The 13,592-nt window shown below is 70.8% G+C and carries 12 protein-coding genes; 3 read left to right on the top strand and 9 right to left on the bottom strand.

The window, feature by feature from the left end; genetic code table 11:
• Positions 1 to 39: 39 nt before the first annotated feature.
• The 6 genes from VFE82_RS06085 to VFE82_RS06060 form a co-directional block, all read right to left on the bottom strand.
• Positions 40 to 810 carry an enoyl-CoA hydratase/isomerase family protein gene (locus tag VFE82_RS06085; RefSeq protein WP_324999356.1) on the bottom strand — a complete coding sequence of 257 codons (771 nt, stop codon included), beginning with the start codon at positions 808 to 810 and terminating at the stop codon, positions 40 to 42.
• Between the two features lie 7 nt (positions 811 to 817).
• Positions 818 to 1,801, bottom strand: coding sequence for a tripartite tricarboxylate transporter substrate binding protein (locus VFE82_RS06080; RefSeq protein ID WP_324999355.1), 984 nt, complete (start codon positions 1,799 to 1,801; stop codon positions 818 to 820).
• A 36-nt stretch (positions 1,802 to 1,837) separates the two neighbouring features.
• Complete coding sequence (locus VFE82_RS06075; protein ID WP_324999354.1) at positions 1,838 to 3,202, bottom strand: malonyl-CoA decarboxylase; 1,365 nt, start codon at positions 3,200 to 3,202, stop codon at positions 1,838 to 1,840.
• Positions 3,199 to 3,867: a GntR family transcriptional regulator gene (locus VFE82_RS06070; RefSeq protein ID WP_324999353.1), complete on the bottom strand. Its 669-nt coding sequence runs from the start codon at positions 3,865 to 3,867 to the stop codon at positions 3,199 to 3,201. The genes VFE82_RS06075 and VFE82_RS06070 overlap by 4 nt, the downstream gene beginning before the upstream one ends.
• 358 nt (positions 3,868 to 4,225) lie before the next feature.
• The gene (lgt, locus tag VFE82_RS06065) at positions 4,226 to 5,050 is read right to left on the bottom strand and encodes a prolipoprotein diacylglyceryl transferase (RefSeq protein ID WP_324999352.1); all 825 of its coding nucleotides are present in this window, start codon (positions 5,048 to 5,050) and stop codon (positions 4,226 to 4,228) included.
• Between the two features lie 21 nt (positions 5,051 to 5,071).
• The gene (locus VFE82_RS06060; protein WP_324999351.1) at positions 5,072 to 5,986 is read right to left on the bottom strand and encodes a LysR family transcriptional regulator; all 915 of its coding nucleotides are present in this window, start codon (positions 5,984 to 5,986) and stop codon (positions 5,072 to 5,074) included.
• 95 nt (positions 5,987 to 6,081) lie between these two features.
• Here VFE82_RS06060 and ilvD point away from each other — a divergent pair, with 95 nt between their 5' ends.
• On the top strand, positions 6,082 to 7,776 hold the full coding sequence (gene ilvD, locus VFE82_RS06055) for a dihydroxy-acid dehydratase (RefSeq protein WP_324999350.1): 1,695 nt from the start codon (positions 6,082 to 6,084) through the stop codon (positions 7,774 to 7,776).
• Positions 7,777 to 8,064: 288 nt separating this feature from the next.
• Positions 8,065 to 9,561 (top strand): FAD-dependent oxidoreductase, encoded by a 1,497-nt coding sequence (locus VFE82_RS06050; protein WP_324999349.1) that lies wholly within the window; start codon positions 8,065 to 8,067, stop codon positions 9,559 to 9,561.
• A gap of 13 nt (positions 9,562 to 9,574) precedes the next feature.
• Here VFE82_RS06050 and VFE82_RS06045 read toward each other — a convergent pair whose 3' ends face one another.
• Complete coding sequence (locus VFE82_RS06045) at positions 9,575 to 9,814, bottom strand: TIGR04438 family Trp-rich protein (protein ID WP_324999348.1); 240 nt, start codon at positions 9,812 to 9,814, stop codon at positions 9,575 to 9,577.
• Positions 9,815 to 9,927: 113 nt separating this feature from the next.
• On the opposite strand from VFE82_RS06045, the gene VFE82_RS06040 reads away from it, so the two are divergent.
• Positions 9,928 to 10,233: a c-type cytochrome gene (locus tag VFE82_RS06040; protein WP_324999347.1), complete on the top strand. Its 306-nt coding sequence runs from the start codon at positions 9,928 to 9,930 to the stop codon at positions 10,231 to 10,233.
• A 97-nt stretch (positions 10,234 to 10,330) separates the two neighbouring features.
• Here the strand turns inward: VFE82_RS06040 and VFE82_RS06035 are convergent, their stop codons facing one another.
• The gene (locus VFE82_RS06035) at positions 10,331 to 12,499 is read right to left on the bottom strand and encodes a hybrid sensor histidine kinase/response regulator (protein WP_324999346.1); all 2,169 of its coding nucleotides are present in this window, start codon (positions 12,497 to 12,499) and stop codon (positions 10,331 to 10,333) included.
• On the bottom strand, positions 12,496 to 13,473 hold the full coding sequence (locus VFE82_RS06030; RefSeq protein WP_324999345.1) for a cytochrome-c peroxidase: 978 nt from the start codon (positions 13,471 to 13,473) through the stop codon (positions 12,496 to 12,498). The genes VFE82_RS06035 and VFE82_RS06030 overlap by 4 nt, the downstream gene beginning before the upstream one ends.
• Positions 13,474 to 13,592: the final 119 nt, after the last annotated feature.

Raw genomic sequence — 13,592 nt, 5'->3', positions numbered from 1 at the left:
GCGCTCGCGGCGCGCCAGGGTCGGGTCAGTCAGTTCGGGTCAGAACACCGGCTTTCGCTTCTCCAGGAACGCCGCCACGCCTTCCCGGTGTTCGGCGCTGGCGGCATAGCGGTAGGAACCGGCGAACGCAGGCGCTTCGCCCCGCGTGCCGTCGCGCAGCGCCCGCAGCGTGCGCTTGTTGAGGCGGGCCGCCTGCGGCGCGAGCCCCGTGATGCAGCTGGCCAGCGCTCCCACATGGTCCTGCAGCGCTGCGTCGGGCACCAGATGCTGCAGAAAACCACGTGCCTTCATCTCGGTGGCATCGAGCACCGCGGCCTCCAGCAGCCATTGCCGGGCGGTTGCCTCGCCGGCAGCGGCCACGACGACCTGCGCCTCGCGCGGGGCCATCGGGAACCCCAGCCGGGCGATCGGCGCGCCGAAGGTCGCCGACGTGCCGGCCACGCGGATGTCGCAGCAGCTGGCGATCTCGACGCCCGCGCCCATGCAGGCACCGCGGATGGCGGCGACCACCGGCACGTCGCAGGCGAGGATGGCCTGCAGGCCGCCCCAGACGTCTCGTTCGTGGAAGTCGCGCAGGCTGGCTTCCTCGAAGCGGAAGTCCCGGTATTCGGAAATGTCGCCGCCGGCGCAGAACGCGTCGCCGGCACCCTGCACCACGATGCAGCGGCACGCCGGATCGTCCTGCAGCGCGAGGAACACCTCGCGCAGCCGGCCCCACATCGCGCGCGACATGGCGTTCAGCTTGCCGGGGTGGGACAGCAGGACCCGCGCGATGCCGCCTTCGCTCTCGAGCAGGACCCCCGCTGCCACCGCGGCCTCAGTCGAGCTTGGCGCCCGAGGACTTGACCACGCTCGACCAGCGCTTGATCTCGCTGCCGACGAACGCGCCGAACTGCTGCTGGCTGAGGTTGGGGAACTCGGCGCCCTGCCCGGCCCAGATCTGCTTGAGCTCGTCGGTCTGCACGGCCTTGTTCACTTCCTCGATGATGCGCGCCTGCACGTCGGCCGGCGTCCCTTTGGGGGCCCACAGGCCGTACCAGGTGGTCACCGTGTAGTCGGGCAGCCCGACCTCGCTGGCACTGGGCACGTCGGGGAAGGCACTCACCCGCTTGTTGCCCGACACCATCAGGGCCTTGATGCGGCCGCCCTTGATGTGGTTGGCCGAGGACCCGAGGCCGTCGAACATCATGTCGATGCTGCCGCCGATCAGGTCTTGCAGCGCGGGACCCGCGCCCCGGTACGGGATGTGGGTGATGAAGGTCTTGGTCTGCAGCTTGAACAGCTCGCCTGCCAGGTGGTGCGAGGTGCCGCTGCCGGCCGAACCGTAGTTGAACCTGCCGGGATTGCGGCGCAGCAGCTCCAGCATCGCCTTCATGTCGTTGGCCTCGACGCGGCGCGGGTTGACCACCAGCACCTGCGGGACGCGCGCCACGAGCGACAGCGGGACGAAGTCCTTCTCCAGGTCGTAGTCCAGCCGCGGATACATCGACGGGGCGATGGTGTGGTGCACCGCGCCCATGAACACGTTGTAGCCGTCCGGCGCCGCCTTGGCCGCGATGCTGGCGCCCACCGTGCCGCCGGCCCCGCCGCGGTTGTCGATGATCAGCTGGCGACCGGTCTGCTTGGCGAACTGTGCCGCCAGCGGACGCGCGAAGGCATCGGTCCCGCCGCCGGCCGGAAACGGCACGACCATCATCACGGGCTTGGCAGGCCAGCCGCCCTGGGCGAAAGCCATCGGACTGACGGCCGCCACCGCGGCGGCGCGCAACACGTCGCGCCGTTGGAGTCCCCGGTTCCTCATCGATCTCTCCTTGCTTCTGTATGTCTGTGACAGCCCTCAACCGTACAGGTCTTCGATGGCCCGCGAAATCGGGATTTCCCCCTTCGAGAGCATCGTGCGGTGCTTGTCCAGCCGCTTGAGGTCGTACAGGTAGTTCACCATGAGGCCGAACGACTGCTTCAGCCCCTTGGGCGACGGGTCGGCCGCCCAGTTCAGGCGCTCGACCCGCGCGCCGTTGCCAAGATGGAAGCGCGCGACCGGATCACACGGCTTGCCGTTGTCGGTCTCCTGGCCCAGATAGCGCGCCGCCAGCGCCATCAGCCGCGCCCGCTGCGGCGACTTGGGCGCGAGCGCGAGCGGCTGCTCCAGCGCGGCCAGCAGCTCCGCAGGCGCGTTCTTGGCCACCCACTGGCGCAGGCCGGGGATCGGCGAGAGCGTCGCGAACGTCTTGAGACGCGGGAACTCCGCCTTCAGCGTCTCGACCACGCGCTTGATCAGCGAGTCGCCGAAGCTCACGCCGCGCAGGCCGGTCTGGGTGTTGCTGATCGAATAGAAGATGGCGGTGGTGGCCTTGGCGAGGTCGGCCGGCGCGGCTCCCTCGTCCAGCAGGGGCGTGATGCTGTCGCTGATCTCGTCGACCAGCGCGACCTCGACGAAGATCAGCGGCTCGCCGTCCAGGCGCGAGTGGAAGAAGCCGTAGCAGCGCCGGTCGCTGTCCAGGCGGTTCTTGACGTCGCCCCAGCTGCGGATGTCGTGCACCGCCTCGTACTTGATCAGCTTCTCGATCAGCGATGCCGGCGAATCCCAGCTGATGCGCCGCAACTCCAGGAACGCGACGTCGAACCAGGTGGAAAACAGGCCTTCGAGCTCGGCGTCCAGCGGCAGCAGGCGCTTGTCGGACTTCAGGTGCGGCAGCAACTCGGCCCGCAGGTCGACCAGGAACCGCATGCCCTCGGGATACCCCGAGAACCGCTGCAGCAGCCGTGCGCGCGGCGAGACGAAGGCGCGGCGCAGGCCGATCTCCGCCTGGGCCTCCTCCGGCGTGCCCAGGGCCGCCTCGTAGCGCTCGCGCGCGACCTTGATCTGGCGCGGGTCCGGTGAGAACTGCTCGCTCATCAGCAGCCAGCAGTCGCGGCGCTCGTCGGCCGATGCCCGTGCGTACCAGCGCGCGAACTCGCACGCCAGCCGCGAGCCCTCCACCTCGCTCACCCGGGGGTCGACGATCGCCTGCAGCTCCGACAGCGTGCGGCGCAGCACCCGGGGCGACAGCGCCTCCTGGTTGCGGCGCAACGTGGCCTGCAGCCGTTCGCGCGTGGTGCGCGGCGAGGCGCTGGCCACGGCGGTCCCGGCCGCCACGGCCTTGGGCTCGAGCGAGGGGCGCAGCAGCGAGGCGCTGCGCGTGATCCATTCGCCGGCCCTCATGGCGCCACTTTCGTGCGCTGGGCGCGTGAGAGGTCGCGCAGCGCGACGCGCTGGCGGGTCAGGTGGGTTCGCATGGCAGCCTCCGCTCCCTCCGCGTCGCGCGCCTTCAGGGCGGCGAACACGGCCAGGTGTTCCGACAAACTCTGGTCCAGCCGGCCCGGCGCGTGCAGCTGCTGCAGGCGGGCCAGCTTGACGATCTTGCGCAGGTCGGTGATCACTTGCGCCAGCCAGCGGTTGCCGGCCAGCCCGATGATCGCCTCGTGGATGGCGAAGTTCGCCTGGTAGTAGTCGCCGATGCGCCGGGCCTTGGCATGGCGCGCCAGCCTGGCATGCAGCGCTTCGAGGGCCTCGAGGTCGGCGTCGGTGGCGTTGAGCGCCGCCTCGTGGGCGCAGCGGCCTTCCAGCAGCGCGATGACGGGGAAGATCTCGTCCAGGTCCTGCTCGGTCACCTCGGCCACGAAGCAGCCGCGGCGCGGTTCGTGCCGCACCAGGCCCTCGGCCGTGAGCACCTTCAGGGCCTCGCGCAGCGGCGTGCGCGAGATGCTCATCTCCTGCGCGAGCTGCACCTCGTCGAGGAACATGCCGGGTGCCAGTTCGCCATCGAAGATGCGGCGGCGCAGGACGTCGGCGACCTCTTCGTGCAGCGAGTTGTGGACGATGCGCATCGGCAGTTCCGGTGGCGACGATTGGAGCAGGATCCCGGCGGGCCGGCTCGTGGACCGTCTGTAATTACGCGTAATTATGATGCTCTGCCATTCCGCGCGGTGGCCTTGTCGTGGAAAACCCCGAGCTCAGCCGCCCGGTCGCGTTGGATCCGTGCCGAAGGCCAAGGGCTCACTGCCGCACGTCGTGCCGGAGCCGCCGCGCGTCGCCCTGCGCCGTGGCGCGTCGCGGCGTGGATGCGGATGGCGGGCGCCGACCGGACTTGCGCTGGTCGTCACCAGGCGACGCGGCGCCGTCCTGAGCCTCTGGGGCCGGCGTGCCAGGCGCCAGGCGCCAGGCGCCAGGCGTCCGCGTCAGGCGTCAGGCCGTCGCGGTGGCCGGATGGCGCCGCCGCGCCCACAGCCAGAGCAGGATGCCGGCGACCACCATCGGCACGCACAGCCACTGTCCCATGCTCATGCCCAGCGACAGCAGTCCGAGGTGGGCGTCGGGCTCGCGGAAGAATTCGGCGATGAAGCGGAACACCCCATAGCCCACCAGGAAGGCGGCCGAGACCTGGGCTTCACGCCGCTCGCGCCGCGCATACAGCCAGAGCAGCACGAACAGCAGCACGCCTTCCAGCAGGAACTGGTAGACCTGCGAGGGATGGCGCGGAACGAAGCTGCCGCTCTGGGGGAACACCATCGCCCAGGGCAGCGAAGGATCGGCCGCCCGGCCCCACAGCTCGCCGTTGATGAAGTTGCCCACGCGTCCGGCGGCCAGCCCGAGCGGCACGCAGGGCGCGACGAAGTCCAACACCTGCCAGAACGGCTTGCCGCGGCTGCGCGCATACCACCACTGCGAGACGATGACGCCCAGCATGCCGCCGTGGAAGCTCATGCCGCCCTGCCAGATGAAGAAGATCTCCATCGGGTGCGTCGCGTAGTAGGCGGGCTTGTAGAAGAGGCAATACCCCAGTCGGCCGCCGGCGATCACGCCAAGCACGCCCAGGAACAGCATGTCCTCGACGTCGCGCCGGCTCCACGCGCCAGGACCCTCGATGCGGGCGAACGGCTGGTGGCGCAGGCGCCGGTTGGCCAGCAGCAGGAACAGGCCGAAGGCCGCCAGGTAGGTGATGCCGTACCAGTGCACGGCCAGCGGGCCCACCTGGATGGCGATCGGATCGATGCGCGGATACATCAGCATGGCGCGATTGTGCCTGCTGGCTCAGGCGGCCACGCCGGGCTGGCGGCGGGCGAACTCGATGAAACGGGCCAGCGCACCGCTGCCCGACTCCCGCCGCCAGGCCAGGCTGGTCTCGCAGTGCGGCACCCGGGCGGGCGCGGGGGCGCGGTAGACCACGCCCTGCCGCTGGAACTCGCGCACGCTCTGCGGCACCCACGCGAGGCCGAGGCCGGCCGACACCAGGTTGACGATGGTCTGCATCTGGATCGCCTCCTGCGCCACCGACGGCTCGCGGCCGGCCGCGTGGTACAGGCCGAAGACGGCATCGTGCAGCGACGGCAGGATGCGCCGCGGGAAGATCACCAGCGGCTCCGCCATCACGCGCTCCAGCGGGAGTGCGCGCGCCGAGGCGAGCGGATGCGGCTCGGGCACGGCCAGCACCAGGGGCTCGCGTGCCACGCGCAGATGGTCCAGCGATGCCGGGGCGAACCCCGGCGAGTGCAGCAGGAAGCCGGCGTCGATGTCCCCGCGCTCCAGCGCCGGCAGCTGGACGTCGCCGGTCGCCTCCACCAGCTCCAGCTGCACGCCCGGATGCATCGCGCGGAACGCCCGCACCCACTGGGGCAGCAGGTGGTAGCCGACGGTGGACACGAAGGCCAGCCGCAGCCGGCCGGCCTCGCCCGCGGCGGCGGCCTGCGCCTGCGCCGGCATCGCGCGGGCCCGCGCGAGCAGCTCGCGCGCCTGCGGCAGCAAGGCGGCGCCGGCCTCCGTGAGCTGCACGCTGCGCTTGGTGCGGTCGAACAGGCGCACCTGGAGCGCGCGCTCGAGCTGGGCGATGGCCTGCGTCAGTGGAGGCTGCGTCATGTGCAGGCGGGTGGCGGCGCGGCCGAAGTGGAGCGTCTCGGCCACCGCCACGAACTGGCGCCAGAGCCGCAGCTCGATGAGGGGCTGTTCCATATGCGGCACATATTAGTCGAGGGTCGACAATGGATTGGAAGCAATCACCGAGGCGTCGCATACTCGCGCCTTTGCGCCAACCTGCGAGACCCCCCATGGCTGAACAACCGATCCGGCTGCACCTGCGCAGCGACAACATCACCCAGGGCAAGTCGCGCGCTCCGAACCGCTCGATGTACTACGGCATGGGCTACAAGGAGACCGACTTCGGCAAGCCCATGGTGGGCGTGGCCAACGGCCACAGCACCATCACGCCCTGCAACAGCGGCCTGCAGAAGCTGGCCGACGCCGCCGTGCGCGGCATCGAGGAAGCCGGCGGCAATCCGCAGATCTTCGGCACCCCCACCATCTCGGACGGCATGGCCATGGGGACCGAGGGCATGAAGTACTCGCTGGTCAGCCGCGAGGTGATCGCCGACTGCATCGAGACCTGCGTCCAGGGCCAGTGGATGGACGGCGTCGTGGTGGTCGGCGGCTGCGACAAGAACATGCCGGGCGGGATGATGGGCATGCTGCGCGCCAACGTGCCGGCCATCTACGTGTACGGCGGCACCATCCTGCCGGGCAAGTGGAAGGGCCAGGACCTGAACATCGTCAGCGTGTTCGAGGCGGTGGGCCAGAACGCCGCCGGCAAGATCAGCGACCAGGAGCTCAAGGACATCGAGCAGCACGCGATCCCGGGCACCGGCTCGTGCGGCGGCATGTACACCGCCAACACCATGAGCTCGGCGTTCGAGGCGCTCGGCATGTCCCTTCCCTACTCGTCCACCATGGCCAACCCGCATGACGAGAAGCAGAACTCGGCCAAGGAATCGGCCCGGGTGCTGATGGAGGCGATCCGCAAGGACCTCAAGCCGCGCGACATCGTGACCAAGAAGGCGCTGGAGAACGCGGTGGCGGTGATCATGGCCACCGGCGGCTCGACCAACGCCGTGCTGCACTTCCTGGCGATCGCCCACGCCGCCGGCGTCGAGTGGACGATCGACGACTTCGAGCGCATCCGCAAGCGCACGCCCGTGATCTGCGACCTCAAGCCCTCGGGCAGGTACCTGGCGGTCGACCTGCACGAGGCGGGCGGCATCCCGCAGGTGATGAAGGTGCTGCTGAACGCCGGCCTGCTGCACGGCGACTGCATGACCATCACCGGCAAGACCATCGCCGAGACGCTCAAGGATGTTCCCGACCAGCCGCGCGCGGACCAGGACGTGATCCGCACCATCGACAAGGCGATGTACAAGGAAGGCCACCTGGCCATCCTGAAGGGCAATCTCTCGCCCGAGGGATCGGTGGCCAAGATCACCGGCCTGAAGAACCCGGTGATCACCGGGCCCGCCCGCGTGTTCGATGACGAGCAGTCAGCGCTGCAGGCCATCCTGGACGGCCGCATCCAGGCCGGCGACGTGATGGTGCTGCGCTACCTCGGCCCCAAGGGCGGCCCCGGCATGCCGGAGATGCTGGCGCCCACCGGCGCGCTGATCGGCGCCGGCCTGGGCGAGAGCGTGGGCCTCATCACCGACGGGCGCTTCTCCGGCGGCACCTGGGGCATGGTGGTCGGCCACGTCGCACCCGAAGCGGCGGCGGGCGGCAACATCGCGCTCGTGCACGAGGGCGACACGATCACCATCGACGCGCACCAGCTGCTGCTGCAGCTGAACGTGCCCGATGCCGAGCTGGCCAGGCGCCGGGCGGCCTGGCAGGCGCCGGCGCCGCGGTACACGCGCGGCGTGCAGGCCAAGTTCGCCTTCAACGCCTCCAGCGCCAGCAAGGGCGCGGTCCTCGACCTGTTCTGAGCCGGGCAGCGCAGGCAGGGGCGGATCGTCCCGCCCCGTCCTGCCTGCCGCGCCCCTGCCGCGCCCCCCCCACGCCCTGCGCGGTCCACGACGCGCACCGTGCGCCGGGGCCCTCGCTGCGCACCTCCACGCAGCAGCATGGGCGTCGGCGGCGGGCAGCCCACCGTGTCCAGCTCGACCTCGGGTCGCTCGCCCTGCCGGCGCGGCGACCCGCTGGCTGGCAGTTTTCCTACACGGCGGCCGTCCGCACGCCGCCTAGCATGGGGCATTCCCGACAGGAGACCCATGATGGACACCACTTCCGTCTGGCGCGCCACCGCGCCCGGCCCCGGCTTTGCCATGCTGCAGGACGACCTGCAGTGCGACGTGCTGGTGGTTGGCGGCGGCATCACCGGCGTGACGACGGCGCTGCTGCTGGCCGAGCAGGGACGCAAGGTGGTGCTGCTGGAGGCCGGCGACATTGGCGGCGGCACCACCGGGCACTCCACGGGCAACCTGTACGTCACCACCAGCCAGGGCCTCTCGGAGATCGCGTCGCAGTGGGGCGCCGACGTCGCGCGCGAGGTCGTCACCCAGCGCAAGGCGGCGATGGATTTCGTCGAGGTCCAGTCGCGGCGCAACCCGCAGGCGGCGTTCACCCGCTGCAACCTGTTCCTCTGGGCCCGCGATGCCGCCGACCAGGATGGCATCGAGCAGGAGCGCCAGGCGCTGCTGGAGGCCGGCTGCCTGGTGCGCATGGACGATGCGGTGCCAGCAGGGCTGCCGGCGCCGGTCGGCCGGGTGCTGGTGCTGCAGGACCAGGCGCAGTTCCAGCCGCAGGCCTACGTGAGCGATCTCGCGCAACGCGCCGTCCGCGCCGGCGCATCGCTGCACGAGCACTCCCGCGTGGTCGAGCTGGACCTGAAGACCCGCACCGCTCTGACCGCGACCGGCAGCGTCAAGGCCGGCGAGATCGTGCTGGCGACGCATTCGCCCAAGGGCGTGCACCTGGTGCACGCCGAGATGCCGGTGCATCGCGAGTACGTGGTCGCCTTCGAGGCCGGCGCGCAGGACCCCGGTCCCGGCATCTTCTGGTGGCAGGGCGAGGAAGGCCTGTCGATCCGCATGCTGGGCCATGAAGGGCGCCGCTACCTGATCGTGGCCGGTCCGGAACAGACCACCGGGACCCACAACGCCAAGGCCGCCCTGATGGCCGTGGAGCAGCTGGCCGGCAAGTTCCTGCAGCCAGGCCAGCCGCTGTACCGGTGGTCCGCGCAGAACTACCGGTCGCACGACGGCCTGCCCTACATCGGGCGCGACCATTCGGGCTGCTTCATCGCCACCGGCTTCTCCACCGACGGTCTGACCTGGGGCACGCTGGCGGCCCGCAGCATCGCCGCGCAGCTGGCCGGCCAGGCCGATCCGTTCGCCGAGCGCTGCGCGCCCGGGCGGTTCACCCCGGTCAAGGGCGCCAGGACGCTGGTCGAGGAGAACGTCACCACGCTCAAGACGCTGGTGCAGGACTACCTGACGCGCAGCCAGCACGAACACCTGTCCAGCCTGGCGGCCGGTGACAGCGCGATCGTGGAAGCGGAAGGGGAAACCTTTGCGGCCTACCGCGCGCCGGACGGTGAACTGTTCGCGGTGTCGCCGGTGTGCACGCACATGGGCTGCAAGGTGCGCTGGAACAGCGTGGAGACGAGCTGGGACTGCCCTTGCCACGGCAGCCGGTTCCGGCCCGACGGGACCGTGGTGGAAGGCCCGGCGGTGACGCCCCTGCGGCGCAAGCAGGTGCAGCTGGGCTAGACGCGCGGCGGGCTCAGCGGCGCCGCGTCTTCAGGCCGAGCGCTTCACGGCTCTTGTTGATGCGCGCCTGCTTGCGGGCGTTCTCGCGCTCCATCGCCTTGCGCTTGGTGTAGCCCGACCAGTCGGCCCAGGTCCACCAGGCGACGGCCAGCGCGAACGGCGACAGGACGACCCACCAGTCCCAGGCCGCGACAGCGCCGATCTCCAGGTACTTCAACAGCAGCAGCACGATTCCAAGGCCGAGGAACAGCATCCAGTCTCTCCGCTTGCGCCCCTCCCGGGGCTTTACCGGAGCGTGACAGCACGGTCAACGCCCCTCACTACAATCACGTTCAAGGATCGTAACCCAACCACAGAGGATTCCCGATGAAACGTGCCCTGTTCGCCCTGGCCTTTGCCGTCGTCGCGGCGGGCCCGGCCCTCGCCGACCAGGCCCTGGCCACCGCGAAGAACTGCATGGCCTGCCACGCCGTCGACAAGAAGCTGGTCGGCCCCGCCTACAAGGACGTCGCTGCCAAGTACGCGGGCCAGAAGGACGCCGTCGACAAGCTCGCCGTCAAGATCCAGAAGGGCGGCGCCGGGGTCTGGGGCCCCGTGCCCATGCCTGCCAACACGCAGGTGAACGACGCCGAAGCCAAGAAGCTCGCCTCGTGGGTGCTGAGCCTCAAGTGAGCTGAAACGTCAGAAGGGCCGACCGGCGGCCCGTTTCCCCGGGAAGGCCCGCTTCGGCGGGCCTTCGTCATTGCGGCGCCGGTCGGTGTTGCGTTGCTCAGGCCGCCTCGCGCAACGCAGGCCGCGAGGCCAGGCGCCCGTCGCTCGCGCTCGCGGCCGAGCGGTCCGGGCCGGGCCCAGGCATCCAGCGCAGCAGGATCGCCTGCAGTTGCGCCGGGTCGATCGGCTTGGCCAGGAAGTCGTCCATGCCGGCCTTCAGACACTGCTGGCGGTCGTGCTCCATCGCGTTGGCCGTCAGGGCCACGACCGGCAGGTCGCGCAGGCCCGGCCGGGTGCGCAGCAGGCGGGTGGCCTGCAGCCCGTCCATGACGGGCATCTGCATGTCCATCAGCACCAGTTCGTGGCGGCCGGCCTGCAGCAGCGCCAGCGCCGCCTGGCCGTCGCCGGCCACGTCCACCAGCACGCCGGACTGCTCGAGCATGGCCTGCGCCACCAGCTGGTTCACCTCGTCGTCCTCGACCAGCAGCACGCGCCGGCCCTCGAGCCTTGCCGGACCGTCCACCACGGCCGCCGCCGGCGTGCAGCCCAGCGCCTCGGCCTGGCGGTGATCCACCGTGAGCGGCACCAGCAGCCGGAAGGTGCTGCCCTGCCCGCTCACGCTGTCCACGCTGACGTCGCCGCCCATCAGGTCGGCAAGGCGCTTGCAGATCGCCAGTCCCAGCCCGGTGCCGCCGAAACGCCGGGTCGTCGAGCTGTCGGCCTGGCTGAAGCTCTGGAAAAGCCGCCCGAGCTGCTCCGGCGTGAGCCCGATGCCGGTGTCGCGCACGGACAGCTCCAGCAGCACGGCGCCCTGCGCTTGGTCGCGGATGTGCGCCGCCACGACGATCTCGCCGCGGTCGGTGAACTTCGCCGCGTTGTTCAGGAAGTTGAGCAGCACTTGCCCGATGCGCAGCGGATCGCCCACCAGCCGCGTCGGCACGTCTGCCGCCACCGACACGCGCAGCGCCAGGCCCTTCTCGGCGCAGCGCTGGGTGACCAGCTCCACGGCGTCGCCCACCACCTGCAGCAGGTCGAACGACGTCCGTTCGACCTCCAGCTTGCCCGCCTCGATCTTGGACAGGTCGAGCACGTCGTTGATGATGGCCAGCAGGTGCTGGCCGGCCGACTGCACCTTCCGCAGGTAATCGCGCTGGTCAGGCTGCAGCTCGGTGCCGAGCACCAGGTGCGACAGGCCGAGGATGGCGTTCATCGGCGTGCGGATCTCGTGGCTCATGTTGGCCAGGAACTCCGACTTGAGCCGGGTGGCCGCCTCGGCCGCGTCCTTGGCCTGCGCGAGCTCGCGCGTGCGCCCGGCCACCGCCTCCTCCAGGCTGGCGTTGTGCCGTTGCAGCTCGCCGTTCATGCGCCGGATCAAGGCATGCGTGCGCAGCAAACCGGCGCCCGCGTAGAGCAGGAGCGTGCCGAGCAGCGCCGCCAGCACGAACAGCCAGACGCCGTACTGGTGTGCCGTCTGCTCGTCGCGGCTGCGGTCGGCGGCCAGCAGGACGTCCATGCGGTCGATCAGCGCCGCCGTCCCGCTGCCCGCGATCTGCCGCAGCAGGACATCGACCACCGCCTGCTCGCGCACCACGGTGCGCACGTGCTGCACGAAGACCTCCACCCGTTCGCCGACCGGCCTGGGCAGCCCCGGGGCGGCCCCCGTGAGCCGGTCGAGCGTGGCCTGGATCGGCCCCACCCCGTCGTCCGACGGACCATGGCTGTAGACCAGCACCGCCCGCAGCACGTCGTCGACGTCCCGCAGGACCGCCGCCACCGCCCCCCCGCGCGGCCCCGCCGCCGCCACGTCGGCCGCCGCGGTGGGCAGGAAGGTCAGCGAGTTGCGCAGCACGGAGTTGTGCGACTTGAACTGCTCGATGTGCTGCGCCTTGTCCTGCATGGCCAGGTCGAAGTCGTCGTGCGCCTGGGCCAGCTGCGGCAGCTCGGGGTGTGCCTGCAGCACGCCATCGAGCTGCGCGGCCAGCCCGTCGACCGAGCCCAGCGGATCGTTCAGGGCATCGTAATGCCCGTCCAGGCCCAGGCGCGCGCGCAGGACCCCGAGCTCCCAGCGCGCGTCGGCCTGCTTGAGCTGCCGCAGCACGGCGATGTCCTGGCCATAGCGCACCGCATCCACGTTGGGCATGCGCGCATACAGGAAGGCCAGCACCGCCGACAGGGTCAGGCCCAGGGTGGCCAGGATCGCGGCGCCGACCCTGCGGCGCGTGGTCACGGCAAGGGCTCCAGCGGCGGGGCCGACAGCGTGTGCAGGAACTTCACGATCGCGGCCTTGTCGGCCGCCGACGCGGTGCGCCCCAGCTGGTAGCGGAACATCGCGTCGACCGCTTCGTCCAGCGTGCGTGCCGAACCGTCGTGGAAGTAGGGCCCGGTCTGGGCGACATTGCGCAGACTGGGCACCTTGAAGACGTGGCGATCCGCCGGATTGCCGGTCACGGCCGAACGGCCTTGACCCGCGCGTCCCGTGTCCGTGGCCGACGGCGGCTCGCCCATCACCCCGAACTTCTGGTACATGTTGCCGCCGACGTTCACGCCCTGGTGGCAGGACACGCAGCCGTACTGCTTGAAGCGCGCATAGCCTGCCTTCTCCTGCGGCGTCAGCGCGTCGGCCCTGCCCCGCAGGTACTGGTCGAAGCGCCCGCCGGGGGTGATGAGCGCGCGCTCGTAGCTGGCCAGCGCGTTCACCACGTTGGCCCGCGTCACGCCGTCCTGGTACGTCGCCGAGAAGGCCGCCCGGTAGCCGGCATCGGCGGCCAGCTTGGCCACCACGTCCTCCCAGCGCGAGGCCATCTCGTGCGGGTTCTGCAGCACTGCGTCGACCTGCGCCTCGAGCGAGCCGGCGCGCCCGTCCCAGAACTGGCGGAAGTTGAGCGCGGCGTTCAGCACGGTGGGCGTGTTGAACGGCGAGCCCGAGCCGCGCGTGGCGACCGGACGCTCCCGGCCGTCCGTGCCGGCGTGCCGGCCGCTGTGGCAGGTGGCGCAGGACGTCAGCCCGTTGCCGGACAGGCGGGTGTCCTGGAACAACCGCCGCCCGAGCGCCACGCGGGCCGGGTCCTGCCCGTGGGCCAGCGGAACCGGCTGGATCGGTTCGTTGGACGAGATGGCCCAGGCGACGGACGCGCAGGACAGCACGGCCGCCCAGGACAAGTGGCGCAGCCGTCGAAGCAGGAGGGCGGGCAGGGTTGTCACGTTTAGTTACGTGATCAGACCACCGCCAGCGCAGCCCTCCTTAAGAAATCCGAGTAGTGCGACTAGGGAAGTGCGCCCTCACAGGCGGCGCCCACGCCCGCCGCCGGGGCGTGGCGTGG

The organism is Ramlibacter sp. (assembly GCF_035655895.1).
Lineage (GTDB): Bacteria > Pseudomonadota > Gammaproteobacteria > Burkholderiales > Burkholderiaceae_C > Ramlibacter.
The sequence above is the reverse complement of the archived record's forward strand: the minus strand, read 5'-3'. Positions and strand labels throughout refer to the sequence as shown.

What these genes read in the sequence shown, in the direction of transcription:
- VFE82_RS06080 (WP_324999355.1), bottom strand. Translation starts at nt 1,801, where the DNA reads ATGAGGAACCGGGGACTCCAACGGCGCGACGTGTTGCGCGCCGCCGCG.
- VFE82_RS06075 (WP_324999354.1), bottom strand. Translation starts at nt 3,202, where the DNA reads ATGAGGGCCGGCGAATGGATCACGCGCAGCGCCTCGCTGCTGCGCCCC.
- VFE82_RS06070 (WP_324999353.1), bottom strand. Translation starts at nt 3,867, where the DNA reads ATGCGCATCGTCCACAACTCGCTGCACGAAGAGGTCGCCGACGTCCTG.
- lgt (WP_324999352.1), bottom strand. Translation starts at nt 5,050, where the DNA reads ATGCTGATGTATCCGCGCATCGATCCGATCGCCATCCAGGTGGGCCCG.
- VFE82_RS06060 (WP_324999351.1), bottom strand. Translation starts at nt 5,986, where the DNA reads ATGGAACAGCCCCTCATCGAGCTGCGGCTCTGGCGCCAGTTCGTGGCG.
- ilvD (WP_324999350.1), top strand. Translation starts at nt 6,082, where the DNA reads ATGGCTGAACAACCGATCCGGCTGCACCTGCGCAGCGACAACATCACC.
- VFE82_RS06050 (WP_324999349.1), top strand. Translation starts at nt 8,065, where the DNA reads ATGGACACCACTTCCGTCTGGCGCGCCACCGCGCCCGGCCCCGGCTTT.
- VFE82_RS06045 (WP_324999348.1), bottom strand. Translation starts at nt 9,814, where the DNA reads ATGCTGTTCCTCGGCCTTGGAATCGTGCTGCTGCTGTTGAAGTACCTG.
- VFE82_RS06040 (WP_324999347.1), top strand. Translation starts at nt 9,928, where the DNA reads ATGAAACGTGCCCTGTTCGCCCTGGCCTTTGCCGTCGTCGCGGCGGGC.